Origin of the sequence: Aquitalea sp. ASV11, assembly GCF_016429185.1 — a bacterium.
Classification (GTDB): domain Bacteria; phylum Pseudomonadota; class Gammaproteobacteria; order Burkholderiales; family Chromobacteriaceae; genus Aquitalea; species Aquitalea pelogenes.
Genome location: NZ_JAELUD010000023.1, coordinates 1 through 22,610, shown reverse-complemented (window position 1 = coordinate 22,610; position 22,610 = coordinate 1). Strand labels below are relative to the sequence as shown.

Here is a 22,610-nt window from a genome sequence, read left to right as displayed (position 1 = left end):
CAAGACCATGCTGCATCAGTCCATTCCGCTGCCGCGCGACATCCAGCGCCCCAAGGAACAAATCCTCGTCAACATCACCCCGCAGGAAACCCGCGTGGCGGTGCTGGAGGACTCCATCGTGCAGGAGCTGCACGTGGAACGCGCCGCCAGCCGCGGCATTGTCGGCAATATCTATCTGGGCCAGGTCAAGCGCGTGCTACCCGGCATGCAGAGCGCTTTCATTGAAATCGGCCTGGAACGCGCGGCTTTCCTGCACATTGCCGATGTGCTGGAACAGCGCCAGCACCCCACCGAGCCGCAGCGTATCGAAAAAATGCTGTTCGAAGGCCAGACCGTGCTGGTGCAGGTGATCAAGGATCCGATCGGCACCAAGGGTGCGCGGCTGTCCACGCAAATCTCGCTGGCCGGGCGTTTTCTGGTGCATCTGCCGCAGGAAGAACACATCGGCATCTCGCAAAAAATCGAAAGCGAGTCAGAACGCCACAGCCTGAAGGCGCGGCTGGAAAAGCTGCTGCCGCCCAGTACGCCGCGTGGCTACATCATCCGTACCAGTGCGGAAACTGCTACCGATACCGAGCTGCAGGCCGACATCGAATACCTGTCCAAGCTGTGGGCCGACATCCGCCACAAATCGCAGCACCTGCCGGCGCAAAGCCTCTTGTACGAAGACCTGCCGCTGGCGGTGCGCGTGCTGCGCGACATGGTGAGCGACACCACCGAGCACGTGATTGTCGACTCGACCGAAAACTACAGCCGCATGGTGGAATTCGCCGAGCAATACGTGCAGTCTGCCGTGCGCAAGATCGAGCGCTATTCCGGTGAGCGCCCGCTGTTCGAGCTGTTTTCCATCGAGGCGGAAATCGACAAGGCGCTGTCGCGGCGGGTGAACCTGAAGTTTGGCGGCTACCTGATCATCGACCAGACCGAGGCGATGACCACCATCGACGTCAACACCGGCGGCTTTGTCGGCAACCGCAATTTTGACGAAACCATCTTCAAGACCAATCTGGAAGCCACCCAGGCCATTGCCCGCCAGCTGCGGCTGCGTAATCTGGGCGGCATCATCATTGTCGATTTCATCGACATGGACAATGAAGAGCACCAGACTGCGGTATTGAGCGAAGTGGCCAAGGCACTGGCGCGCGACCGCACCCGTGTCACCCTCAACGGCTTTACCAGCCTGGGGCTGGTGGAAATCACCCGCAAGCGTACCCGCGAGAGCCTGGCGCATGTGTTGTGCGAACCCTGCCCCACCTGCCAGGGGCGTGGCGAAATCAAGACTGCCCAGACCGTGTGTTACGAGGTGCAGCGCGAGATCGTGCGCGAGGCACGCCAGTTCGATGCCAAAGGCTATCGCATCCTGGCGGCCCAGCCGGTCATCGACATGTTCCTCGACGAGGAGTCGCAAAGCCTGGCCATGCTGGTGGATTTCATCGGCAAGCCGATTTCGCTGTCAGTGGAAAGCACCTATACCCAGGAACAGTTTGACGTGGTCCTGTTGTAAGCACCGGCCCGGCATGGTCCGGGCTGTGTGGTAATGGAGTAACAAGCATGAAGCAAGATTCCGGCGACGCCCTGTGGCTCGCCATTTTGCAGGAAGCCGAACAGGCCGCGCGTGACGAGCCGCTGCTGGCCAGCTTCCTGCACATGACGGTATTGCGGCACAGCACGCTGGAAGACGTGCTGGCCTTTCACCTGTCCAGCAAACTGGCCAGCCCGGTGATGGACGCCCGCGCCCTGATGGAACTGTTCCGCGAGGCGCTGGCATCCGACCCGGTGATCAGCGCCTCGGTACGGGCCGACATCCGCGCCTGTTTCGAGCGCGACCCTGCCTGTGACAGCTATTCCACACCGCTGCTGTATTTCAAGGGTTTTCACGCGCTGCAAAGCCAGCGCATCACCCACTGGCTGTGGCAGCAGCAGCGCAAGACCCTGGCCTTGTTCCTGCAGAACCGCATTTCCGAAGTCACCGGGGCGGATATCCACCCGGCAGCGCGTATCGGCCAGGGCGTGATGCTTGATCACGGCACCGCGCTGGTGGTGGGTGAAACCGCCGTCATCGGCAATAACGTGTCCATTTTGCATGGCGTGACGCTGGGTGGTTCCGGCAAGGAGCGGGGCGATCGTCACCCCAAGATCGGCGACGGCGTGATGCTGGGTGCCGGTGCCGCCGTGCTGGGTAATATCCGTGTGGGCGACTGTGCCAAGGTGGGCGCAGGCAGCGTGGTGCTGGAAGACGTACCGCCGCACACCACGGTAGCCGGGGTACCGGCCCGCGTGGTGGCGCAAACGGTGGAAGGCGCCATGCCCGCCCTCGACATGGACCAGCGCGTGTGACCCAGTCCACCGTGCACCTGCTGACCGGCCCTTCAGCCGCCCAGGCCTTGCGTACCCTGTTGCCGGGCGATGAGGTGCTGGAGGTGGTGGAAGACTTCGCCCACGGCCCGCTGGCCGATGCCGATGCCATCGACCCGCAGGCGCGGGTGGCGTGGTGGAACCGCATCTGGTGGTCCATGCGCTGGCTGCCGGACATCGACGAAGCCTTTCTCAAGGACTACTGGCACTGTCGCAAGCAGTTGTTCCGCGTGTTTGCCCAGCGCCAGCCGCTCTGCCTGTGGTTGGGCGATGGCGCGCATGACCATTTGCTGCTGGCCATGGTGTGCGCGCATGCTCACGCCAGCCAGCCGCTGTCGCTGGTGGAAGCCGGTGGCAAGGTGGATATCCAGCACAATGGCCGTGTTGCCATGGGCATGTGCGGCCAGCAGGAAATCCGGCAGTTGATCGGCACAGCAAGGCCTGTCGGGCAGGAAGAACGCCAGCGCCTTGCCGCCGAATGGGAACACTGGCAGCAGGCCCCGGCCGGCTGGCGTGAATTGCACCATGGTCAGCTGCTACAGCAGTCCGCCGACTGTTTCGATGCTGCCCTGCTGGAAGCATTGCGTCGTGATGGGCCGCAGGCCGCCGCCCGGCTGGTGGGTGGCGTCATGGGTCAACATGTCACGGCTTTTGTGCCGGACAGCTATCTGTTCTGGCGTGTGGCCATGCTGGCGGAAGCCGGCCTTGTGGTATTGACGCCGCAAGCGGATGGCCCGCCCCACGTGGCCCTGCGCTGAACTCACTTCGCTGTGCTTTGCCTGCGACGGCGGCAAGGGTAGAATCCGCCGCCGTGGTCCGTCCCGATCTTGCCTGACGGCCGCTTTCCGCAAGGATTCCCTCGCATGAACGTCCGCATTGTCGACTACCGCGCAGCCGATGCTGCCGAACAATTCACCCGTTCCCTGCACGAAACCGGTTTTGGCGTGCTGGTGAACCACCCCATCGACCAGCAGCTGGTGGAAAAGATCTACAGTGACTGGCTGGCCTTCTTCGGCACCCAGCAAAAGCACGATTACGCTTTTTCCGTAGAGAAGCAGGACGGTTATTTTTCCCCGGCCATTTCCGAAACGGCCAAGGGCGCCAGCCTGAAGGACATCAAGGAATACTTCCACATCTACCCCTGGGGCCGTGTGCCACCACAGCTGGCCGATGATGCCCGCCGCTACTATGCCAGTACCATTGCGCTGGCGCGCGAGCTGCTGGGCTGGGTAGAGCAGTACACCCCTGCGGACATTGCCGCCCATTACAGTGAACCGCTGTCTGGCATGATTGCCGACAGCCAGCAAACCCTGCTGCGGGTGCTGCATTATCCGCCGCTGACCGGGCAGGAAGCGCCCGGCGCATTGCGTGCCGCCGCACATGGCGACATCAATCTGCTCACCATCCTGCCTGCTGCCAGCGAACCCGGCCTGCAAGTGCAGGACAAGGCAGGTAACTGGGTGGATGTGCCGTGTGACTTCGGCATGCTCATCATCAATATCGGCGACATGTTGCAAGAGGCATCACGCGGCTACTATCCGTCCACCCGGCATCGGGTGGTGAATCCGCAAGGGGAGGCTGCGCGCAGCAGCCGGGTATCACTGCCCTTGTTCCTGCATCCGCGCCCGGAGGTCGTGCTGTCGGAACGCCACACCGCCGGCAGTTATCTGGATGAACGCCTGCGTGAACTGGGCGTGAAAAAGTAAGACCGGTCAATCCGGTGTAAATGACTGTAAATGCCCTTCGGGGCATTTTTTTTTGCTGCTAGGGTGGCTCTGTTTCAATTGTCCGGTGAGTTTCAAGGTGAATGTTCTGTGGCGCTGTCTTATTGCACCTGCGGCCCTTTCTTTAAGTGCCTGCAGCCTGATTACCTCACCGCTGGTGGCCGGTGTGCAATTGGCCAGTACTGCCGTCACATCGGTTGCCAATATGGCACCCAATACCAGTACCAATGGCATGGCTCATCCGCATGATGAGCTGCGCAATATCTGCATCGAATTGAATGCCAATGTAATCGTGGCGGATTTCATTCCCGAATTGCAAAAGCAATTGCGCGACCGCGAAGTGGAAAGCCGTATTTATGCGCCCGGCAATGCGCCGTCAGATTGCGAAGCCATGCTGTATTACACCGTGCTCACGCAATGGGGCTCGCCCATGTTCAGCGATGAATTGCGGCCCTACATCACCGACATCAACCTGCTGCTGAAAAAGAATGGCAAGGTGCTGGCCAATGCCGCTTACCGGCTGGACGGCATGGCCTATGACAAGTGGAGTTCGACCGGCAGGAAGCTGTCACCCTTGCTGAACAAGATGTTTTCCGGCGAAAACATGGACCAGTGGCAGGGCAGTGGTGATGGTGCCAATGGAGCGGCCCGCTTTGAGCAGGATGTCAGCAAGCGGGCCGGTGCAACGACTACCAGAAATTGATCAGCCCGGCGAAGAAACGCTGGGCATCAGTGCGCGAAGCCACTTCGCTGGCGATACCGTTGACGATCTGCTCGATGCGGGCATCGCCCACATCACTGGAAGACACCACATTGCCCACCTTGATGTCACGCTTGTTCACAATGCCGGAAAAGCGCAGCACGGTGGTATTGCCACTGGCCGCCACGGCCTTTTCCCCGGCAATCGCCAGATAGCCATTGGGCAATACATCGGTCACCGACACCATCAGGCTGCCGCTGATCTGGTTGGAGTTGCTGACCTGGCCGGTGCCTTTCAGGCTGCTGCTGCCGGACGCCTTGCCGCTGTAATCAAAGATTTCCTTCAGCAAGCCACCCATGGAAGACAAGGCACCGGGGCCGGATTCGGAAATGGTGGAAGTGCGGTTGGAGGTGGTATTGGCGTTATTGCTGGAAGTCAGGTTTTCCGCAATATTGATTTTCAGCGCATCACCCACATGGCTGGCAATCGGCTCTTCAAACAGCAGCATGGCCTTGTTGGGCTGGTAGATGGAGCCTGGGCTGTCTTCTAATGCCACCGGGGTAAATTGTGGACGAATATGTACCGGTGCAGTCACCAGCATTTGCGGAGAAGAACAGCCGGTGATGAAACCGGAAATGAGCAAACCAGCCATTATCTTGATTGCCTGATTTTTCACGATATCACCCGCTTTCTCTTTGATTACTCCTTATTAATTCTATTGGCATGGAAAGTTAATTAGGGTTACCGATGCCAAATTAAGGTAATAAGATGTAAAGCGATTGGCTCCATCTCTTAACCATGCATAACGTAAATTTACATGGCAGCCGGTACTGACCATGTAATGGCGGACAACAGCCAATTAACGGTATGGGGAGAACAAAATGAGCACAATCGGCGGTATCACTAATCAGGCACCCACGACTTACCAGGTGCTGAAGCAGGGTGCGAAGAAGGTGGCAGATGATGTGGAGTCGGTGGCCAGGGCGGCGGGAAGTGGCCTGGCAAGTGGTGCCAGCGGTACCGGCAGCGCCATCGCGCATGGCCTGACCGCGGCGGGCGACGGCCTGAGCACGCTGGGGCGTACCATCAATACCCTGGTTTGAGCGGGCAAATGCCTTCCGGCCCGGCCCGGTACTTGTGGCGCCAGCCACTGCCCTGGCCGGGTTCGGGGCAACGGGCGGAAAGCTTGTCGTTGTCCGCCAGCAAGAGCGGGCCATCCTGACGCAGTTGCGCATAGAGATCGACCAGCTCGCCAGGGAAGTCTTCCGTGCCGATGTATTTCTGGCGCAGCCGTTTGAGCTCGCCGTTTCTTACCAGCGCATCCAGTGCATTCTGCAGCTGCCGGATGGTGGCATCCGGGGTTTGCCGGTTCAGGGCAAACCAGTACTGTGCCTGACCATCCAGCAGCGCCACCGGGCGGACCTGATTGTCCGGCATGCCGGTTTGCCGTGTCTGCCAGTGCATGGCCCAGTCCAGCATGGCCACCATGTCCACGCGCCCCATTCTCAGCTTGGCCAGGTTGCTGGCATCATCCGGCGCATTGTCCTGCTCTATTCCCGGCCGCAAACCAAGCTGTTCCAACTGCTTTTGCGAGGCAGAGGCAAAAATGGTGCCGACACGCCATTGCGCCAGCTGGCGGATATCCGTGAGCCGGATGTCCTCGCGCTTGCTTAAGCGGTACAGATAAATATGGCGTTTGCCGATGGGGCCAACCCAGCGGAACTGGTTCTCCCGCTCCGCGGTGCGTACGGTGCTGAACAGCACGGTGTCCGGCGTGGATTGCACCGTGGCATAAGCGCGCGACCAGGGCAGCAGTTGCAGCCTGAGCGCCAGGCCGGCCTTGCTGGCCATGGCAGTCAGCAATTCGCTGGCAAAGCCACTCACCTGCTGGCCTTGCAGATAATTCAGCGGCGGCAATTCCTCGGTATAGGCAGTCAGCCCCGCCGCGTGGGCAGGCAGGTGCAGCAGCAGGAATAACGCGACAAGCAGGCGTGAGCGCATGGGGAAGGGGGCAGTTGTTTGACAGAAATTAACCTGTCGCCGCCTGTCAGGCAAGCCTGCCCACGGCTTGCCGGTCAGCTGGTGTAAAATGCCACCCATCAACCACGCCCAGAAGAAATGCCTGTCATGAGTGAGCTTTTAGCCGGATTGAATAATGAACAGCTGCGTGCCGTCACCTGGCCGGCCAAAAGTGCGCTGGTACTGGCAGGTGCGGGCAGTGGCAAGACACGGGTACTGACCACCCGCATTGCCTGGCTGATAGCCACCGGCCAGGTCAATCCCTCCGGCATTCTGGCAGTTACCTTTACCAACAAGGCGGCGCGGGAAATGCATACCCGGCTGGGGGCCATGGTGCCGGTGAATGTGCGTACCATGTGGATTGGCACTTTCCACGGCCTGTGCAACCGCTTCTTGCGTGCTCATTACCGCGATGCCGGGCTGCCGCAGGCGTTCCAGATTCTGGATTCCGCCGATCAGCAAGCCGCCATCAAACGCCTGCTCAAAAGCCTGGAACTGTCGGACGAAAAATATCCGCCGCGTGCGGTACAAAGCTTCATCAACGGCAACAAGGAAGCCGGATTGCGTGCCGACCGCCTGCCGCCGGCGCTAACGCCGTACGAAGCCAAGATGGTGGAACTGTATGCCGCCTACGACGCTCAGTGCCGTCGCGAAGGGGTGGTGGATTTTGCCGAGCTGCTGCTGCGCAGCTACGAACTGCTGCAGGCCAATGCCGCCTTGCGCGCCCATTATCAGGGGCGCTTCCGCCATATTCTGGTGGACGAATTCCAGGATACCAACCGCCTGCAATACGCCTGGCTCAAACTGTTGTCCGGCGAGCACAACGTCCTGTTTGCCGTGGGGGATGACGACCAGTCCATCTACGCTTTCCGCGGTGCCGAAGTGGGCAATATGCGCGCGCTGCTGAGCGACTTCCAGGTAGCCGAGCCGGTGCGGCTGGAACAGAACTACCGCTCGGTGGGCACCATCCTGAATGCCGCCAATGCCCTGATCGAACGCAATGATGGCCGGCTGGGCAAGAATTTGTGGACCGACGCAGGCGAGGGCGAGCAGATCCGCCTGTACGAAGCCTATTCCGATGGTGACGAAGCCCAGTTCATCATCGATGAAGTGAAGAACCTGCAGCGCGAAGGCATGAATCTGTCGGACATGGCCATCCTGTACCGCTCCAATGCCCAGTCACGGGTGCTGGAACATGTATTGGTGAATGCCCAGCTGCCCTACCGCATTTATGGTGGCCTGCGCTTCTTCGAGCGACAGGAAATCAAGCATGCACTGGCCTACCTGCGTCTGGTGAGCAATCCGGATGACGACAATGCCATGCTACGTGTCATCAATGTACCGGCGCGAGGTATCGGTGCCCGCACCGTGGAAAACCTGCAAGCCATCAGCCGCGAGCAGGGTGTCACCCTGTGGCAGGCCTGCTGCGCCGCGGGTGGTGGCCGTACCGCCGCCAAGCTGGGCGAGTTCGTGCTGCTGATCGAAGCCTTGCGCAACAAGAGCACTGACATGACGCTGGCGGAAACCGTCAGTCTGATCATCGACCACTCCGGCCTGCGCGCCATGTACGAGCAGGACAAGAAAGAAGGCGAAGAGCGGCTGGCCAACCTGGACGAACTGGTCAGCGCAGCAGCCGGTTTCTTCCCGGATCAGCCAGAGCTGGCCATTGTCGAATTCCTCAGTGCGGCCAGCCTGGAGGCGGGAGAGCATCAGGCCGAAGCCGGCGAGGACGCCCTGCAACTGATGACGGTGCATGCGGCCAAGGGCCTGGAGTTCGATGCCGTGTTTGTGTCCGGTCTGGAAGAAGGGTTGTTCCCGCACGAAAACAGCATGAACGACAGCAAGGGGCTGGAGGAAGAACGCCGCCTGATGTACGTGGCCGTTACCCGAGCCCGCAAACGGCTGTACCTGAGCTGCGCCCAGAGCCGCATGCTGCACGGACAAAGTCGTTATCCCATTCGCTCCCGTTTCATCGACGAAATACCGAACACGCTGGTACGGGTACTGTCTGCTACAGTGAAACCTGTTCCGCAAGCAAGCCCGCGTCGTGCGCCCTGGCTGGATGAGGCGGTCGCACCTGCCACTGCCATGTCGCTGCAGGGTTTCCGCATTGGCCAGGGCGTCAGTCACGCCAAGTTCGGTTCCGGCGTGGTGATCAATGCCGAAGGCAGTGGCAGTGATGTGCGTTTGCAGATCAATTTTGCGGAGCACGGGCTGAAATGGCTGGATTTACGCTATGCCAAACTGACCGCCGAATAATGACATTCCAGCCAGGCTGGCAGATGATGACGCCATGAGTGACAAACTACCTTCCACCACCTACCAGAGCCTGACTGACGGACTCGATACCACAAATAATGCACGGCGACGTTATGAGGACCCTTACGCCAATCGCTTGTTCCTCATCATCGACAGCCTGCCCGAGATGCAACGTGCACTGTCAATGACGCTGGCCTCGTTTGGTGCTGACAAGGTTGAGTTTGCCAGCAAGGCCGGTGATGCACTGGCCAAAATGGCCAAGTTCGAATTCGACGTGGTGCTGTGCGACTACGATCTGGGCAATGGCTACGACGGCCTGTATCTGTTCGAGGAGGTCAAGGAGCGCAACCTGATCAAGCAGTCCTGCGTGTTCATGATCGTCACCGGCGAGCGCCGTTCGCAACGCGTCATCTCCGCGGCCGAACTGGCACCGGATGACTACCTGCTCAAACCGTTTACCGGCGAAGTGCTCAGCCAGCGTCTGGAAAAGGCCATGCGCCGCCGCGAGGCTTTTCGCGTGGTGGACGAAGCCATCATGCGCCACGAATATCTGGCCGCCATTGATGCCTGTAGCCGACGCATCAGCCAGCGCGGTGAATTCACGCTGGACTTCATGAAGCTCAAGGGCAGCCTGGCGCAAAAAATTGGTGACTTCGACACCGCGCGTAATCTGTATATGGAAGTGCTCCGGCTCAAACCCCTCTCCTGGGCCAAGCTGGGTCTGGCCAAATCGCTCACCGGCCTGAAAGCCTACGACGAAGCCAAGCTGTTGTTCGAAGAAGTACTGGCCGACAACGAAAGGGTGATGGAAGCCTACGACTGGCTGGCCAAGCTGCATCGCATTCATCACGACCTGCCCGGTGCGCAGGACACCCTGCAAAAGGCCACCGCGCTGTCCCCGGTGGTATTGCGTCGGCAAAAGCAGCTGGCCGAAGTGGCCTTGCTGAACAAGGATCTGGAAACCGCCGAGGCTGCCAGCGAAGAAACCCTCAATATTGCCAAATACACCTGGCATCGCAGTCCCACTCATTACGCCATGCTGGCGCGGGTGCAAATGGCCCGTGGCGAAACCGGCACTGCCGCCCGCACCCTGGGTAATTTGCGCCGTGATTACCGCTACAACGAGATGGGCGAGTGGATGTGCAATGTCATCGACAGCCAGTTGCAAACCAGGCTGGGTAATCACGAAAAGGCGCGCACCCTGCTGGCCAGTGCCGAAACGGCTTACCAGAAGCTGGGCAGCAATCTGCCGGCCGAGGCGCAAATGGAATTTGCCCGTGCCTGCTTTGCCCAGGGCAAGCAGGACAGCGGCAATGCCGCCATGCGCGACCTGGTGCGTAACAATCATGATGATGAAGAACTGCTGTCCAGCATTGGCAGCCTGTTCGAGGAAGTGGGGCTGGGTGATGTCGGCCGCCAGCTGATTGCCGAAAACGTGCAGTCGGTACTGGAGCTGAACAACCAGGCGGTACGCGAAGCCCAGGCTGGTCGTTTCGAGCAGGCCATCGAGCGCTTCGTCAAGGCGCACGAGGAAATGCCGCACAATGTGCAGGTGATGCTCAACCTGGCCAATGCCACCATGGCCTATGTCCACGGCAATGGCTGGCACGAAAGCCATATGCGGCGTGCCTATGACATGCTGACCCAGGTACGGGACCTGGCGCCGACCAACAACAAGTTCCAGAAAATCCTCAAGGCCTGGCGGCAACTGGTGGAAAAGCTGGGCAAACCGCAATGGGTGCTGTAAACAGGCTGCGCGTGCTGGTGGTGGATGACGAACCACTGGCGCGCGAACGCATGGTGGGGCAGGTGGCCCAGTGCGGTGCCACTGCGGTGGCAGCCTTGCCGGATGCCGCCGAGGCTGCCCGCTGGCTGGAACGGCAGACGGTGGATGTAGTCCTGCTGGACATCTCCATGCCCGGCATGAGCGGGGTGGAACTGGCCCGCAAACTGCGTACCCAGCAACTGCCTCCGCAACTGGTGTTCACCACCGCGCACGAGCAGTATGCAGTCGATGCCTTCGAGCTGGATGCCGCTGACTACCTGCTCAAGCCGGTACGGCTGGAACGATTGCGACAGGCACTGGACAAAGCCGCCGCCCGTCGTGGCCAACTCCCGGCCATCGAAGCCCATTTCACCGTGCGCCATCGCGACAGCCTGCTTAACATCCCCGTTTCCACCGTGCGTTATCTGAAAGCCGAGCAGAAATATGTCAGCCTGGCCACAGCCAATGGCGAATACCTGCTGGACGAGTCACTGGTAGCGCTGGAGCAGCGACTGGGCGACAGCGTGCTGCGCATACACCGCAATTGTCTGGTGATGCGCCATGCCTTGCTGGCGCTGCTGCGCATCGGGAATGAAGAAGATGAGCAATGGGGTGTGCAGCTGCGGGATATCGCACAGCCACTGGCCATCAGCCGGCGGCAGTTACCCCAGATTCGTGCCTGCTTGCGTCAGGCAGACCACCTGCCCTGAGCGCTGATTTCCTCCCACCGCAAGCGTGCTGTCGGTCACTTTTCATGGTTCGTCAGCATTGGTTTACACAGCTAAAGCCCGCTATTTAGATTAAGGACCAATAAGTCTAGGTATAATTACTTAGTTGGCGGCTGAGTTCGGCTTTGCCCATCCGGGCTGCCATCGCTTTCTATAGAATTCCGTTTTTCCCTTCTCCTCCCTCGTCCATGCGGATAAAACTGACCACGCTGGGATGCGTGCTGCTGTGGCTTTTGCTCAGCCTGCTCATTGCCCTGGCCTTCATCAGTCGTGCCGTACTCAGTGCCGAACAAGAGTTCGACATGCTGGGCGAGCGCCTGTCCGAGCAACTGAACCAGAAGTTGCTGGTCAACCAGACCATTCTCGACAGCTATGCTGCGTTCAGCATGCTCAATGCCCAGCATGCCGGTGAACAGGAGCTGCTGTTTGTCCAGCAAATGGCGGAGCGTTATCCGCAGCTGGTCTCGCTGGAGCGCATCGAGCGGGTGCGGGCGCAGGATGTGCCGTCCTGGCATCGCGCCATGCAGGCCAGCCTGGGCAGCGATTTCCACCTGCACGCCTATACCCGGCAGGGACAGGCTCCACTGACCGCCATGCCGGTACAGGCCGAGTACTACCCGGTCGTGTCCATTTTGCCGATGAACCCTACCGTGCGCCCCTTGCTGGGCACCGAACTGTCGGTGGATGAGCGCTTCCGCCGTGCCTTGCAGGAGGCACAGCATTTTGGCCGCACCGCGATGTCGGCTGCCTTCTCCCTGCGCGAGGGCTATCGCGGTCATTTGCTGTTGCAGCCACTCAATACCAGCAGCGTCCTGCTACGTGGCCAGCTGGCCGATCAATTCGTGGCGCTGGTGTTACGCACCGATTACCTGCGCCCGGCCAATACCGCCCTGCCGGTCGGGCTGAGTTTGAGCCTGCGCGCGCGCGGGCCTGGCAGTCAGGGCCTGGAGCCCTATGTGACCATTCAGGGCCAGAGCCATGGCTGGCTGGACACCCTGGGTTTTCCGCGTCTGCGGCTGGAGCGGGCCGTCGGCAACGATTCGCAGCCCTTGCTGCTGCAACTGGACTGGCAGCTGGGCTGGTATCTGCTCAGTGGTTTCGAGCGCAGCGTCATCCTGTGGCAGTCGCTGCTGTTGCTGGTGTTGCTGGGTCTGGGGCTGCGCTTTTACTGCGGTCAGCTCACCAAACAGCAACGACGCGAGAACCATCTGTTTCATCTGGCCAATCACGACCGCCTGACCGGGCTTGCCAACCGCAACCTGTTCTACGACCGTCTGCAGCATGCCATCTCGCGCCTCAAGCGCAGCGACAGACGACTTGCCGTACTGTTTCTGGATCTGGACCGCTTCAAACCGGTCAACGACCGCTTCGGACATGCAGTAGGCGACAAGGTGTTGCAACTGATTGCCGCCCGTATCCTGGCGGTGATGCGTAATGAGGACACGGTGGCGCGACTGGGTGGCGATGAGTTTGTCCTGTTGATGGAAGATGTGGAGTCCAACCGCGAGGCGGACCGGGTGGTGGAGCGGCTCAAGCATGCCATCCAGCAACCTTACGAGGTGGATGGCCATACCGTGTTGCTGGGTGTGAGCATAGGCATTGCTTATTATCCACAGGACGGCATGCTGATCGAGGAACTGCTCGATGTGGCCGACCGCAAGATGTATGGCGACAAGGCGCCCGCCATCGAACGCCATTGAATGCTGTGGTGTTTGTGTTGCCATGCAGCGCAAATATCCGGCCTCACCGTGGTCAGCGTCGGCGCTTATGCATTAGAATCCTGCGATCATAGCCAGGGGAACACCATGTACCAGTCCGACTTCACCAAATTCATGAGCGAATTTCTGGACAAGCATCCGGAAGTAGACCAGCAACGTCGCGAACTGCGCCTCACCCTGTGGGACCGCAAGGTCAGCCTGGACGACCAGCGCCGCTGGAAGGAATCGCGCGTACCGCAAAAGCCTTACGTCTACCAGCCGGAATAAGCAGTCCCGGCCCGGCGTCCGCCGTGGCCATTTGCCAACGCCCCCTGCTGCCACTGATGGTTAACCCCGTCGGTCAGGTGCTGCCAGTGGGCGTTTTGTCATTTTTCCGAGAGTATCCATGACCAGTCGTACCGTGCCGCTGGACGGCACCTTGCATGATTACCTGATGGCCATTGGCCTGACCGAACACCCGGTGATGCGTGAGCTGCGCGAATTCACCGCCGGCCATCGCATGGCCAAGATGCAGATCGCCCCGGAGCAGGGCCAGTTCATGGGCTGGCTGGTGCATTTGCTGGGCGTGCGCCGTTATCTGGAAATCGGGGTATTCACCGGTTACAGCATGCTGGCGGCGATGCTGGCGATGCCGGCAGATGGCGACGCGGTGGCCTGCGACGTCAGCGAAGAGTTCACCAGCATTGCCCGCGACTACTGGCAGCGTGCCGGGGTGGCCGGGCGTATCCGGCTGCAGTTGCAGCCCGCCTTGCTCACCTTGCAGCAACTGCTGGCAGAGGGGCAGGCCGGTCAGTTCGATCTGGTGTTCATCGACGCGGACAAGCCCTCCTACCAGGACTATTTTGAAGCCTGCCTGCAATTGGTACGGCCCGGTGGCGTCATTGCCATCGACAATATCTTCCTGTCCGGCCGCGTGGTGTCGCCACGGCCGCAAGACCCGCCCGGCGTGCACCTGATGCATGCCTTCAATGCCCGTCTGCAGCAGGATGCGCGCATCCGCCATTGCGTGCTGCCCATTGGTGACGGCCTGACCCTGTGTACCCGTCTGCGCTGATGGCCGGCTGACCGGTCAGAACTTTCCGCCCGTCCGGCAAGTCTGACCGGTTTTTTGTTAAGCAAGATGTTTGTCATCCGGCCGCTGCGGTTGCGGTGCTATGATGGCAAGCTGAACTTTGGTCTGGATTGTCATGCTCAACCGCCGTCCCCGCCGTCAAATGAACCAGATGAACGTGGTGCCCTACATCGACGTCATGCTGGTGCTGCTGGTCATTTTCATGGTGACTGCTCCCATGTTCACCCCTGGTGTCATCCAGGTGCCCAGCGTATCGCAGGCCGCCACGCTGGATGCGCCGCCGCTGGAAGTGGTGCTGGATGCCGGTGACAAGATGCAAATCAAGGATGGCGACAAGGTGACACCGGTGGATTCGCGCAGCACGCTGGCCAGCCAGGTGGCCGCCATGCTGGCCGGAGCCGACCGTCCGGTGGCCATCTCGGCCGACAAAGACCTCAAGTACGCGGATGTGGTGTCCGTGGCCGATGATCTGCACAAGGCCGGTATCAAGCGCGTTGCCCTCACCGTCAAGCAGCAGAATCATCAGTAAGGCATGAACCGTTCTCCTTCTTCCTCCTGGTCTTTGCTTGCCTCCTTGCTGTTGCATGGTGCAGTGATTGGCCTGATGCTGTGGGCCGGTCTTGCCAGCAAGCAGCCGGTGAGCGAAGTTCCGCTGGCGCTGGAGTTGTGGAGCAGTCCACCGCCAGCCCCCGCTGCCGTGGTAGAACCGGTGCCGGTCAGCAAGCCGCTTCGTGTTGCACCTCCCCCAACTCCCCCCGCCCCGCCGCCGGAGCCGCCTGCTGAGGTGAATCTGGGTGCGAAGAAAAAGCCGGAACCCAAGCCGCAGCATCTGGTAAAACCACCGGTTGAAGTACCGAAAAAGCCTGAGCCGGTACATAAGCTGCTGCCGGAAAAACCCAAGCCGGAGCCGGTAAAAACACCGCCAGCCAAACAGCCTGAACCCGCGAAAAAGCAGGAAAAACCAGCCAAAACGGTAGAAAAAGCCCCGGCCAAGCCTGTTACGCCGGTTGTAACGGAGAAAAAGCCGGTCAAACTGCCGCCAGCCACCACGCCGGGCAAGGGCAGCAAGCAGTCGAAAACCTATGACAATCAGGCTGACGATTTGCTGTCGCAACTGGATGCGCCCAATACCGGTCACAAGGCCAATGCACGCAGCACCCAGGCCGGCAGTGCCAATGGCGTGGCTGGTGGTGCGGTGAATGGTTCGGCCGCGGCCAAAGGCGGCTGGATCGACAAGGTCAAGGCCAAGATCACCCCGCTGGTACAACTGCCGCCCGACCTGAGCGGCAACCCCAAGGTGGTGGTGCTGGTCACCCTGTTGCCCACGCTGGAAGTGAGCAAGGTGCAGGTGATCGGGCCAAGCAGCAGCAGTGCTTACAATGAGGCGGTGCAACGTGCCATCTGGGAAGCACGCACCTTCCCCAGCTTGCCGCCAGGTGCCAATTTCAATGACGGCTACCGCCAGTTCAAGATGGAATTCCGCCCGCGCTGAGCAACAGCGCCGGGAGGAATACCGTGTTTTTGCAAAAATTTCAGTCTCAGAGGGAACTCATGCCGGGCATTCGTACTCTGTTTAAGCTATTGCTAATGTTTGTCTTGCTCGCAGGCCAGTCTGCCCGTGCCGAGATGACCATCGAGATTGTCGGTGGTGGTGCCAGCAAGCACGCCATTGCCGTGGTGCCGTTCAAGGATGAAACCACGCGCATGCGTGAGGCGCTCACCCCCATCATCCGCAGCGATCTGGAACTCTCCGGTGTATTCCGCATGGTGGATGGCTCGGCCATTGCCAATGTGCCGGTCGAGCCGGTGGATATCCGTTACCCGCTGTGGCAGGCCGCCGGAGCGCAGTCCATCGCCATCGGCAAGGTCGAAGCCGTGGCCGGTGGTCAGGTGAAGGTCAGCTTCCGGCTGATGGATGTGGCGCAGAAAAAGCAGCTGACCTCTGGCGAGTTCACCGTGACGCCGGACCGCAGCCGCGAAGTGGCACACACCATTGCCGACATGATTTACGAGGCCATCACCGGGCAGAAGGGGATTTTCAATACCCGCGTGGTGTATGTGCTCAAGAGTGGCCGCAACTACATGCTGCAAGTCGGGCTGATCACTGATGTGGACAGCAACCGGGCGCAAACCATCCTGCGCTCCAAAGAGCCCATCATCTCGCCCAGCTGGAGTCCGGATGGCCGCTATCTGGCCTATGTCTCCTTCGAGAGCAAGAAGCCGGTGGTATGGGTGCAGGATCTGGCCACCGGCCAGCGCCGTGCAGTGGCCAATTTCAAGGGCAGCAACTCGGCACCGGCCTGGAGTCCGGATGGCAGCAAGCTGGCAGTGGTACTGACCACCACCGGCAATTCGCAGATTTACCTGGTCAACACCCTGGGTGGAGCGCCGCGCCGTATCAGTTACAGCGATGGCATCGATACCGAACCGACCTTCACTCCGGACGGCAGCCAGATCTACTTTGTGTCCGACCGTACCGGCGGGCCACAAATTTATCGCATGGCTGTCAGCGGCGGAGCCGCACAGCGCGTTACTTGGCAAGGTAACTACAATGTTTCACCGCGCGTATCGCCGGATGGCCGCACCCTGACCTTCATCCGGCGAGAATCCGGGCGTTTCCGGGTGATGGCACAGGATCTCACTACCGGGGATGTCCGTGCGCTGTCGGAAAGTGGTTATAACGAACGACCCAGTTTTGCCCCCAATGGCCGTATGGTGCTGTATGCCAGCGATACCGGCGGCAAGAGCGTGTTGTATGCCACCACGCTGGATGGCAGCAGCAAGGTCAGACTGGCAGTGATTAATGGCGAAGTGCAGGACCCGTCGTGGGGCCCTTTCAACAATCCGCAATGATGTAGTGCATTCAAATCCAAGGAGCGAAGGCATGAACTGGAAACAACTCGTACTCGGCACCGCTACGGTTACCCTGCTGGCTGCTTGCGCCAGCACCAAGCCGGCCGCCGTCACCAGCAACACCACCCCGGCTGCTACCGCCAATCAGGGCGTGGCTCCGGCTGATACCGGCAGCAGCAATCAGGGCAAGCTGAATGCAGACCCGCTGCACGACCCGAACAGCCCGCTGTCCAAGCGCAGCGTGTATTTCGACTTTGACTCCTCCACCGTCAAGAGCAGCGACAAGCCCACCGTGGAAGCCCATGCCGGCTACCTGAAGGACCATGCCGACCGCAAGGTGATCATCCAGGGTAATACCGACGCCCGCGGCAGCCGCGAATACAACCTGGGCCTGGGTCAGCGCCGTGCCGAAAGCGTGAAACGCTCGCTGGAAGTGCTGGGCGTGAAGGACAGCCAGGTTGAAGCAGTCAGCCTGGGCAAGGAAAAGCCGAAGGCTACCGGCAATACCGAGGCTGATTACGCCGAGAACCGTCGCGCCGACATTCTGTATAACGGCGAATAAGGCAGGGTAGGGCAGGCTGTTGCGGCCTTGCCGACTTGCCATTCCATCAGGCCGGACATCTAGCCAGAAACCTGTTTCAGGCTGCTATGATGTCCGGCCATCCTGTATGCAACGGACCGAGAACCGCCCCATGAAACGCCTTGCCCTCAGCGCGGCGCTGCTGCTTACCCTGTCTGCCTGCGCTACCACCAGCGATATCGAAGCCACCCGCTACCAGATCGACCAGGTCAATCGTCAGGCCAATGCCCGCCTTACCGAAGTGGAAAGCAAGCTGTCCAACGAGAAGCTGCTGGAAATGGTCAATCAGGTGGAAAGCCTGAAAGCCGAAGTCGCCAAGCTGCGCGGCGAAGTGGAAGTGGCCAACTACAATCTGCAAACCACGCAAAAACGCCAGAACGATTTGTATAACGATCTGGATGGCCGTCTGAGCCATCTGGAGAGCGCGGGCAAGGAAGCCGCCGCCCAGCAGGCGGCCAGCCAGCCAGCCAGCAGCCAGCCTGCCGCTGCGAACGATACCCAGACCAGCCCGGACTACGACAAGGCGCTGAACCTGCTGCGCGCGCGTGATTTTGCCAAGGCAACGGCGGCACTCAGCCTGTACATCCAGCAGAATCCCAATGCGCCGCAGGCGATTGATGCCCTGTACTGGCTCGGTGTGGCCCATACTGCGCAGCGTCAGTACGATGCCGCCATCGAAATCCACCGTCGCTTTGCCGAGCAATACCCTGACAACCCCAAGGCACCTGATGCATTGCGCAATGTCGCCAACTGCCAGCGCGACCTGGGTCAGGTGGATATTGCCAAGGCCACGCTCAAGCGCCTGATCAAGCTGTATCCGTCCAGCTCCGCCGCCCAGAAAGCGCGCGAGCAGCTCACCAAGATGTAATTCCCCACAGCCTGCTTGCACGGCACATGTCGGCAGGCGGGCTGAACCCACCTCATGATGCTACCCGCCCTTATCGAACAGGCCAGCTTCGGCCTGCTGGCCATGGCCTTGCTGTTGCAATGTCTCGGTCTGCCGCGCTCCTCCTTGCTGGCGGGCGCAGCAGCCATTGGCCTGGCATCCTATTGCGGCTTGTTACAGCTGTTGGGTCTGCTGGCGTTATTGCTGGCCGGTGGGCTCAGCTATGTGGTGTACCGCTTTCCCCGTCCTGCCTGGACTGCCTTGTGGCTGGCACTCTTGCTGGTGCTGGCCTTACATGTGCTGCCCGGTTTTGACAATCCGCTGCTGTGGCAGGGCAAGCTGACGCCGGACAGTCAGCCCTACCGGCTGTTCTGGAGTTTTGACAAGGGCGTGGCCGGATGGCTGTTGCTGCTGGGCCTGCACGATGCCCCCCACCATGGCCGGGCCTGGGGCGGTACTGTGGCGGCGGTGGGGGTGTTGTTGCTGGTACTGGTGCTGGCGCTGGCGCAGGAAAGCGGCATGGTTGCCTATGCCCCCAAGCTGCCGGCCTGGTTGTTGCCCTGGCTGTTTGCCAATTTCTTCCTGACTGCCATGCCGGAGGAGGCCCTGTTCCGTCATGGCCTGCAACGCTGGCTGGAAAACCGGGTGGAGCCTCTGCCTGCGCTGATTGCTGCCTCACTACTGTTTGGTGCCGCCCATGTGGCAGGAGGCTGGGGCTGGGTGGGTCTGGCCACGCTGGCCGGGCTGGGTTATGGCCTGGTGTATGCCGCCACCCGGCAGGTGGCGCTGGCTGCGCTGGCGCATCTGGCCTTCAATACTGCGCACTTGCTGCTGTTTACCTACCCGCGTCCGGGCTGAGCCAGAGACAGCGCGTGCGACAGTTGGTGCAACTGTCTTGATATCAAAATAAAAAACCATTCCGGCCCCCCCCGGCTCTCAGGTAAAATCACGTCTTTATTCCTCCCTGAGCTTCACCGCCATGATTGAAGTCGGCATCGTGATGGGTAGCAATAGCGACTGGGAAGTCATGCAGAACGCCGCGCGCGTGCTCAAAGACTTCGGTGTCGCTTTCGAAACCCGCGTCGTCTCCGCCCACCGTACCCCGGATTTGTTGTTCCAATACGCTGAAACCGCCGCCAAGCGCGGTCTGAAAGCCATCATCGCCGGTGCCGGCGGTGCTGCCCACCTGCCGGGCATGCTGGCCGCCAAGACCCACCTGCCGGTGCTGGGCGTGCCGGTGCCGTCCAAATACCTGCGTGGCGAGGATTCGCTGCTGTCCATCGTGCAAATGCCCAAGGGCATTCCGGTAGCCACCTTTGCCATCGGTGAAGCCGGTGCCGCCAATGCTGCACTGTTTGCCGTTGCCATGCTGGCCAATGCCGTGCCGGAACTGGCGGAAAAGCTGATTGCCTTCCGCAAGCGCCAGGAAGAAACCGTGCTGGGAATGACCTTGCCGGAGGTGGAATAAATGGCGGCCATCCTGCCTCCGTCCATGCTGGGCATTCTTGGCGGCGGCCAGCTGGGCCGCATGTTTGCCGTGGCTGCCAAGACCATGGGCTACCGCGTGACGGTGCTGGACCCGGATGCCAATGCGCCGGCCGCCCAGTTTGCCGATGTGCACCTGTGCGCCCCGTTCAACGACGCCGATGCACTCAAGACGCTGGCGCAGACCTGTGCCGCCGTCACCACCGAGTTTGAAAACGTCAATGCCGACGCCATGCGCGAACTGGCCCGCACCACCCGTGTATCGCCTTCGGGTGACTGTGTGGCCATCGCTCAGGACCGCATTGCCGAAAAAGCCTGGATCAACAAGGCCGGTCTGCCGACCGCGCCCTATCTGGCCATTGAAAGCGTGGAAGACATCCAGGTCGACCTCACGCCTTACCTGCCCGGCATCCTGAAAACCGCCCGTCTGGGTTACGACGGCAAGGGCCAGGTACGGGTCAGCACCCAGGACGAAGCCCGCGCCGCCTATGCCAATCTGGGTGGTCAGGCCTGTGTGCTGGAAAAAATGCTGGACCTGAAGCTGGAAGTATCGGCCATTGTCACCCGCGTCAGTGCGGCGCAGATGGCGGTGTTTCCGGTCGCGGAAAACAGCCACGCAAACGGCATTCTGGATGTATCCATTGTCCCGGCACGGATTGCCCCGGCGCTGGCGGCATCCGCCCAGCAGATGGCGCAGAATCTGGCCGAAGCGCTGGACTACGTTGGCGTGCTGGCGGTGGAATTCTTCGTGCTGGCTGATGACAGCTTGGTGGTGAATGAAATCGCCCCGCGCCCGCATAACTCTGGCCACTACACCCTGACTGCCTGTCTCACCGACCAGTTCCAGCAGCAAGTACGTGCCATGTGCGGCCTGCTGCCGGGCCGTACCGACCTGCTCAGCCCGGTGGTGATGGTGAACCTGCTGGGTGATGTCTGGAAGGAAGACGGCGGCGAGCCCAATTGGGACGTACTGGCCGAGGCCCCCAACGCCCAGCTGCACCTGTACGGCAAGAAGCAGGCGCGTCCGGGTCGCAAGATGGGCCACTTCAACGTGATGGCCGCCACTGCCGACGAGGCACTGGAACAGGCACAGGCGCTGAAGGATACGCTGTAAGCCATTCCGGCTCCGCCAGCTGACAACCCGTTGGCTGCGGAGCCGACAAGTTTTCAAAATCGCCAGCCCGCCCACAAGGCAGGGTGGCCCAGCCTTTAGCAAGGACGTGTCATGAGCGGACTCAACACCACCAATCTGAAAAGCCTGAAGAAAATCTACTCCGGCAAGGTACGCGATCTGTACGAGATCGACGACAAGCGCATGCTGATGATCGCCACCGACCGTCTGTCCGCCTTCGACGTAATTCTGGACGACCCGATTCCGGCCAAGGGCCAGATCCTCACAGCCATCTCCAACTTCTGGTTTGAAACCCTGAAGGACGTGGTGCCCAACCACCTGACCGGTGACAAGCCGGAAGACGTGGTGTCCGCCGAAGACCTGCCGCAAGTGGAAGGCCGTGCCGTGGTGGCCAAGCGCCTGAAAGCCGTGCCGATCGAAGCCGTGGTGCGCGGTTATCTGGCCGGTTCCGGCTGGAAGGAATACCAGAAGTCCGGCACCGTGTGCGGCATTGCGCTGCCAGCCGGCCTGCAGGAATCCAGCAAGCTGCCCGAACCCATCTTCACCCCGTCTACCAAGGCGGCCGTGGGCGATCACGATGAAAACATCAGCTACGAGCAGTGCGTGGGCATCGTTGGTGCCGAACTGGCTGCCAAGGTGCGTGACACCGCCATCCTGCTGTACAAGACGGCTGCCGAATTCGCCGCCAAGCGCGGCATCATCATCTGCGACACCAAGTTCGAGTTCGGACTGGATGAAGACGGCACCCTGGTGCTGATGGACGAAGCGCTGACTCCGGATTCCAGTCGCTTCTGGCCCGCCGACAGCTATGCTGCCGGGACCAATCCGCCGTCCTTCGACAAGCAGTTCGTGCGTGACTGGCTGGAAGCCTCCGGCTGGAACAAGCAGGCTCCGGCCCCGGCAGTACCGCTGGACGTGCGTGAAAAAACCGCGGCCAAATACCGCGAGGCACTGGAACGCCTGACCGGCAACTAAGCCGCCACGCGCAGCACAGCAAGACCCGACGCCCGGCCTGTCCGGGCGTTGTCGCATCCGGAGTGGCGCTTGAGTGCGGCATGGCGCAACGCTTACACTGGCTGCCTGCCGCCATTGTCGAAGGATGTGCCTCATGACCACCTTGCAAGCCGTGCTGGTCACCCCGCGTTTGCACTTGCTGCCGCCCCATACCGGGCTGGCCCGCGCCATGCTGGATTATCAGGTAGCCAACCGCCAGCACTTTGCCCCGTGGGACCCCAAGCCCGGTGACATGTTCTACACCGAGCTGTACTGGACCATGCAGTTGCGCCAGCAGGCGCTGGGCTGGGAGCAGGGCATGTGCGCGCGCTATTTGCTTA

The 22,610-nt window shown here is 60.7% G+C and carries 23 protein-coding genes and 1 pseudogene; 22 read left to right on the top strand and 2 right to left on the bottom strand.

Annotation, left to right across the window (positions count from 1 at the left end):
* Window positions 1–7: 7 nt before the first annotated feature.
* The 5 genes from rng (at window position 8) to JHD62_RS09645 (ending at window position 4,782) form a co-directional block, all read left to right on the top strand.
* Window positions 8–1,504: a ribonuclease G gene (gene rng, locus JHD62_RS09665; protein ID WP_045846438.1), complete on the top strand. Its 1,497-nt coding sequence runs from the start codon at window positions 8–10 to the stop codon at window positions 1,502–1,504.
* 47 nt (window positions 1,505–1,551) lie between these two features.
* The gene (cysE, locus tag JHD62_RS09660; protein ID WP_045846437.1) at window positions 1,552–2,337 is read left to right on the top strand and encodes a serine O-acetyltransferase; all 786 of its coding nucleotides are present in this window, start codon (window positions 1,552–1,554) and stop codon (window positions 2,335–2,337) included.
* Window positions 2,334–3,113: a DUF3658 domain-containing protein gene (locus JHD62_RS09655; protein ID WP_199102710.1), complete on the top strand. Its 780-nt coding sequence runs from the start codon at window positions 2,334–2,336 to the stop codon at window positions 3,111–3,113. Before cysE ends, JHD62_RS09655 begins: the two co-directional genes overlap by 4 nt.
* A gap of 105 nt (window positions 3,114–3,218) precedes the next feature.
* The gene (locus JHD62_RS09650) at window positions 3,219–4,061 is read left to right on the top strand and encodes an isopenicillin N synthase family oxygenase (protein WP_199102709.1); all 843 of its coding nucleotides are present in this window, start codon (window positions 3,219–3,221) and stop codon (window positions 4,059–4,061) included.
* A gap of 184 nt (window positions 4,062–4,245) precedes the next feature.
* On the top strand, window positions 4,246–4,782 hold the full coding sequence (locus tag JHD62_RS09645) for a cell division protein FtsI (RefSeq protein WP_199102708.1): 537 nt from the start codon (window positions 4,246–4,248) through the stop codon (window positions 4,780–4,782).
* On the opposite strand, the gene JHD62_RS09640 is transcribed toward JHD62_RS09645, so the two are convergent.
* Complete coding sequence (locus JHD62_RS09640; RefSeq protein WP_199102707.1) at window positions 4,769–5,431, bottom strand: flagellar basal body L-ring protein FlgH; 663 nt, start codon at window positions 5,429–5,431, stop codon at window positions 4,769–4,771. The two genes, JHD62_RS09645 and JHD62_RS09640, sit on opposite strands and share 14 nt — an antisense overlap.
* 229 nt (window positions 5,432–5,660) lie before the next feature.
* Here JHD62_RS09640 and JHD62_RS09635 point away from each other — a divergent pair, with 229 nt between their 5' ends.
* Window positions 5,661–5,882 carry a hypothetical protein gene (locus JHD62_RS09635; protein WP_062788424.1) on the top strand — a complete coding sequence of 74 codons (222 nt, stop codon included), beginning with the start codon at window positions 5,661–5,663 and terminating at the stop codon, window positions 5,880–5,882.
* Here the strand turns inward: JHD62_RS09635 and JHD62_RS09630 are convergent.
* A complete protein-coding gene (locus JHD62_RS09630; RefSeq protein ID WP_199102706.1) occupies window positions 5,866–6,780 on the bottom strand; it encodes an ABC transporter substrate-binding protein in 915 nt (304 codons plus the stop codon). The genes JHD62_RS09635 and JHD62_RS09630 overlap by 17 nt on opposite strands.
* Before the next feature lie 126 nt (window positions 6,781–6,906).
* Here JHD62_RS09630 and uvrD point away from each other — a divergent pair, with 126 nt between their 5' ends.
* From uvrD to JHD62_RS09550, 16 genes and pseudogenes are all read left to right on the top strand, one after another.
* Window positions 6,907–9,057 (top strand): DNA helicase II, encoded by a 2,151-nt coding sequence (uvrD, locus tag JHD62_RS09625; protein ID WP_199102705.1) that lies wholly within the window; start codon window positions 6,907–6,909, stop codon window positions 9,055–9,057.
* 34 nt (window positions 9,058–9,091) lie between these two features.
* Window positions 9,092–10,804, top strand: a complete 1,713-nt coding sequence (locus tag JHD62_RS09620; RefSeq protein ID WP_199102704.1) for a tetratricopeptide repeat-containing response regulator — start codon at window positions 9,092–9,094, stop codon at window positions 10,802–10,804.
* Window positions 10,792–11,532 (top strand): LytTR family DNA-binding domain-containing protein, encoded by a 741-nt coding sequence (locus JHD62_RS09615; RefSeq protein ID WP_199102703.1) that lies wholly within the window; start codon window positions 10,792–10,794, stop codon window positions 11,530–11,532. Before JHD62_RS09620 ends, JHD62_RS09615 begins: the two co-directional genes overlap by 13 nt.
* A 236-nt stretch (window positions 11,533–11,768) precedes the next feature.
* Window positions 11,769–13,250 carry a sensor domain-containing diguanylate cyclase gene (locus JHD62_RS09610; RefSeq protein WP_199102702.1) on the top strand — a complete coding sequence of 494 codons (1,482 nt, stop codon included), beginning with the start codon at window positions 11,769–11,771 and terminating at the stop codon, window positions 13,248–13,250.
* 105 nt (window positions 13,251–13,355) lie between these two features.
* Window positions 13,356–13,535 carry a DUF3460 family protein gene (locus JHD62_RS09605; RefSeq protein ID WP_199102701.1) on the top strand — a complete coding sequence of 60 codons (180 nt, stop codon included), beginning with the start codon at window positions 13,356–13,358 and terminating at the stop codon, window positions 13,533–13,535.
* A gap of 118 nt (window positions 13,536–13,653) precedes the next feature.
* Window positions 13,654–14,322: a class I SAM-dependent methyltransferase gene (locus JHD62_RS09600; protein ID WP_199102700.1), complete on the top strand. Its 669-nt coding sequence runs from the start codon at window positions 13,654–13,656 to the stop codon at window positions 14,320–14,322.
* A gap of 133 nt (window positions 14,323–14,455) precedes the next feature.
* Window positions 14,456–14,869 (top strand): biopolymer transporter ExbD, encoded by a 414-nt coding sequence (locus JHD62_RS09595; protein ID WP_131356292.1) that lies wholly within the window; start codon window positions 14,456–14,458, stop codon window positions 14,867–14,869.
* Between the two features lie 3 nt (window positions 14,870–14,872).
* Window positions 14,873–15,832: a TonB C-terminal domain-containing protein gene (locus JHD62_RS09590; RefSeq protein WP_199102699.1), complete on the top strand. Its 960-nt coding sequence runs from the start codon at window positions 14,873–14,875 to the stop codon at window positions 15,830–15,832.
* A 95-nt stretch (window positions 15,833–15,927) separates the two neighbouring features.
* On the top strand, window positions 15,928–17,193 hold the full coding sequence (gene tolB, locus JHD62_RS09585; RefSeq protein ID WP_233160798.1) for a Tol-Pal system beta propeller repeat protein TolB: 1,266 nt from the start codon (window positions 15,928–15,930) through the stop codon (window positions 17,191–17,193).
* 31 nt (window positions 17,194–17,224) lie between these two features.
* The gene (gene pal, locus JHD62_RS09580) at window positions 17,225–17,755 is read left to right on the top strand and encodes a peptidoglycan-associated lipoprotein Pal (RefSeq protein ID WP_199102698.1); all 531 of its coding nucleotides are present in this window, start codon (window positions 17,225–17,227) and stop codon (window positions 17,753–17,755) included.
* Window positions 17,756–17,885: 130 nt separating this feature from the next.
* Window positions 17,886–18,641, top strand: coding sequence for a tol-pal system protein YbgF (ybgF, locus tag JHD62_RS09575; RefSeq protein ID WP_199102697.1), 756 nt, complete (start codon window positions 17,886–17,888; stop codon window positions 18,639–18,641).
* Between the two features lie 54 nt (window positions 18,642–18,695).
* Window positions 18,696–19,517, top strand: a complete 822-nt coding sequence (locus tag JHD62_RS09570) for a CPBP family intramembrane glutamic endopeptidase (RefSeq protein WP_199102696.1) — start codon at window positions 18,696–18,698, stop codon at window positions 19,515–19,517.
* 121 nt (window positions 19,518–19,638) lie between these two features.
* Window positions 19,639–20,127, top strand: coding sequence for a 5-(carboxyamino)imidazole ribonucleotide mutase (gene purE / locus JHD62_RS09565; RefSeq protein ID WP_199102695.1), 489 nt, complete (start codon window positions 19,639–19,641; stop codon window positions 20,125–20,127).
* The gene (locus JHD62_RS09560) at window positions 20,128–21,258 is read left to right on the top strand and encodes a 5-(carboxyamino)imidazole ribonucleotide synthase (RefSeq protein WP_131356274.1); all 1,131 of its coding nucleotides are present in this window, start codon (window positions 20,128–20,130) and stop codon (window positions 21,256–21,258) included.
* A gap of 111 nt (window positions 21,259–21,369) precedes the next feature.
* Entirely contained in the window at window positions 21,370–22,251 is an 882-nt protein-coding gene (locus JHD62_RS09555) for a phosphoribosylaminoimidazolesuccinocarboxamide synthase (protein ID WP_045846420.1), read from the top strand.
* A gap of 133 nt (window positions 22,252–22,384) precedes the next feature.
* Window positions 22,385–22,610 (top strand): annotated as a pseudogene (locus JHD62_RS09550) (alanine acetyltransferase); the annotation flags it as partial.

Coding starts and splice junctions, on each gene's coding strand:
- JHD62_RS09630 (WP_199102706.1), bottom strand. CDS start 6,780: ATGCGCTCACGCCTGCTTGTCGCGTTATTCCTGCTGCTGCACCTGCCT.
- JHD62_RS09570 (WP_199102696.1), top strand. CDS start 18,696: ATGATGCTACCCGCCCTTATCGAACAGGCCAGCTTCGGCCTGCTGGCC.
- JHD62_RS09605 (WP_199102701.1), top strand. CDS start 13,356: ATGTACCAGTCCGACTTCACCAAATTCATGAGCGAATTTCTGGACAAG.
- JHD62_RS09635 (WP_062788424.1), top strand. CDS start 5,661: ATGAGCACAATCGGCGGTATCACTAATCAGGCACCCACGACTTACCAG.
- JHD62_RS09615 (WP_199102703.1), top strand. CDS start 10,792: ATGGGTGCTGTAAACAGGCTGCGCGTGCTGGTGGTGGATGACGAACCA.
- JHD62_RS09595 (WP_131356292.1), top strand. CDS start 14,456: ATGCTCAACCGCCGTCCCCGCCGTCAAATGAACCAGATGAACGTGGTG.
- JHD62_RS09650 (WP_199102709.1), top strand. CDS start 3,219: ATGAACGTCCGCATTGTCGACTACCGCGCAGCCGATGCTGCCGAACAA.
- JHD62_RS09600 (WP_199102700.1), top strand. CDS start 13,654: ATGACCAGTCGTACCGTGCCGCTGGACGGCACCTTGCATGATTACCTG.
- JHD62_RS09620 (WP_199102704.1), top strand. CDS start 9,092: ATGAGTGACAAACTACCTTCCACCACCTACCAGAGCCTGACTGACGGA.
- JHD62_RS09560 (WP_131356274.1), top strand. CDS start 20,128: ATGGCGGCCATCCTGCCTCCGTCCATGCTGGGCATTCTTGGCGGCGGC.
- pal (WP_199102698.1), top strand. CDS start 17,225: ATGAACTGGAAACAACTCGTACTCGGCACCGCTACGGTTACCCTGCTG.
- purE (WP_199102695.1), top strand. CDS start 19,639: ATGATTGAAGTCGGCATCGTGATGGGTAGCAATAGCGACTGGGAAGTC.
- ybgF (WP_199102697.1), top strand. CDS start 17,886: ATGAAACGCCTTGCCCTCAGCGCGGCGCTGCTGCTTACCCTGTCTGCC.
- JHD62_RS09555 (WP_045846420.1), top strand. CDS start 21,370: ATGAGCGGACTCAACACCACCAATCTGAAAAGCCTGAAGAAAATCTAC.
- JHD62_RS09590 (WP_199102699.1), top strand. CDS start 14,873: ATGAACCGTTCTCCTTCTTCCTCCTGGTCTTTGCTTGCCTCCTTGCTG.
- cysE (WP_045846437.1), top strand. CDS start 1,552: ATGAAGCAAGATTCCGGCGACGCCCTGTGGCTCGCCATTTTGCAGGAA.
- rng (WP_045846438.1), top strand. CDS start 8: ATGCTGCATCAGTCCATTCCGCTGCCGCGCGACATCCAGCGCCCCAAG.
- JHD62_RS09640 (WP_199102707.1), bottom strand. CDS start 5,431: ATGGCTGGTTTGCTCATTTCCGGTTTCATCACCGGCTGTTCTTCTCCG.
- tolB (WP_233160798.1), top strand. CDS start 15,928: ATGTTTGTCTTGCTCGCAGGCCAGTCTGCCCGTGCCGAGATGACCATC.
- uvrD (WP_199102705.1), top strand. CDS start 6,907: ATGAGTGAGCTTTTAGCCGGATTGAATAATGAACAGCTGCGTGCCGTC.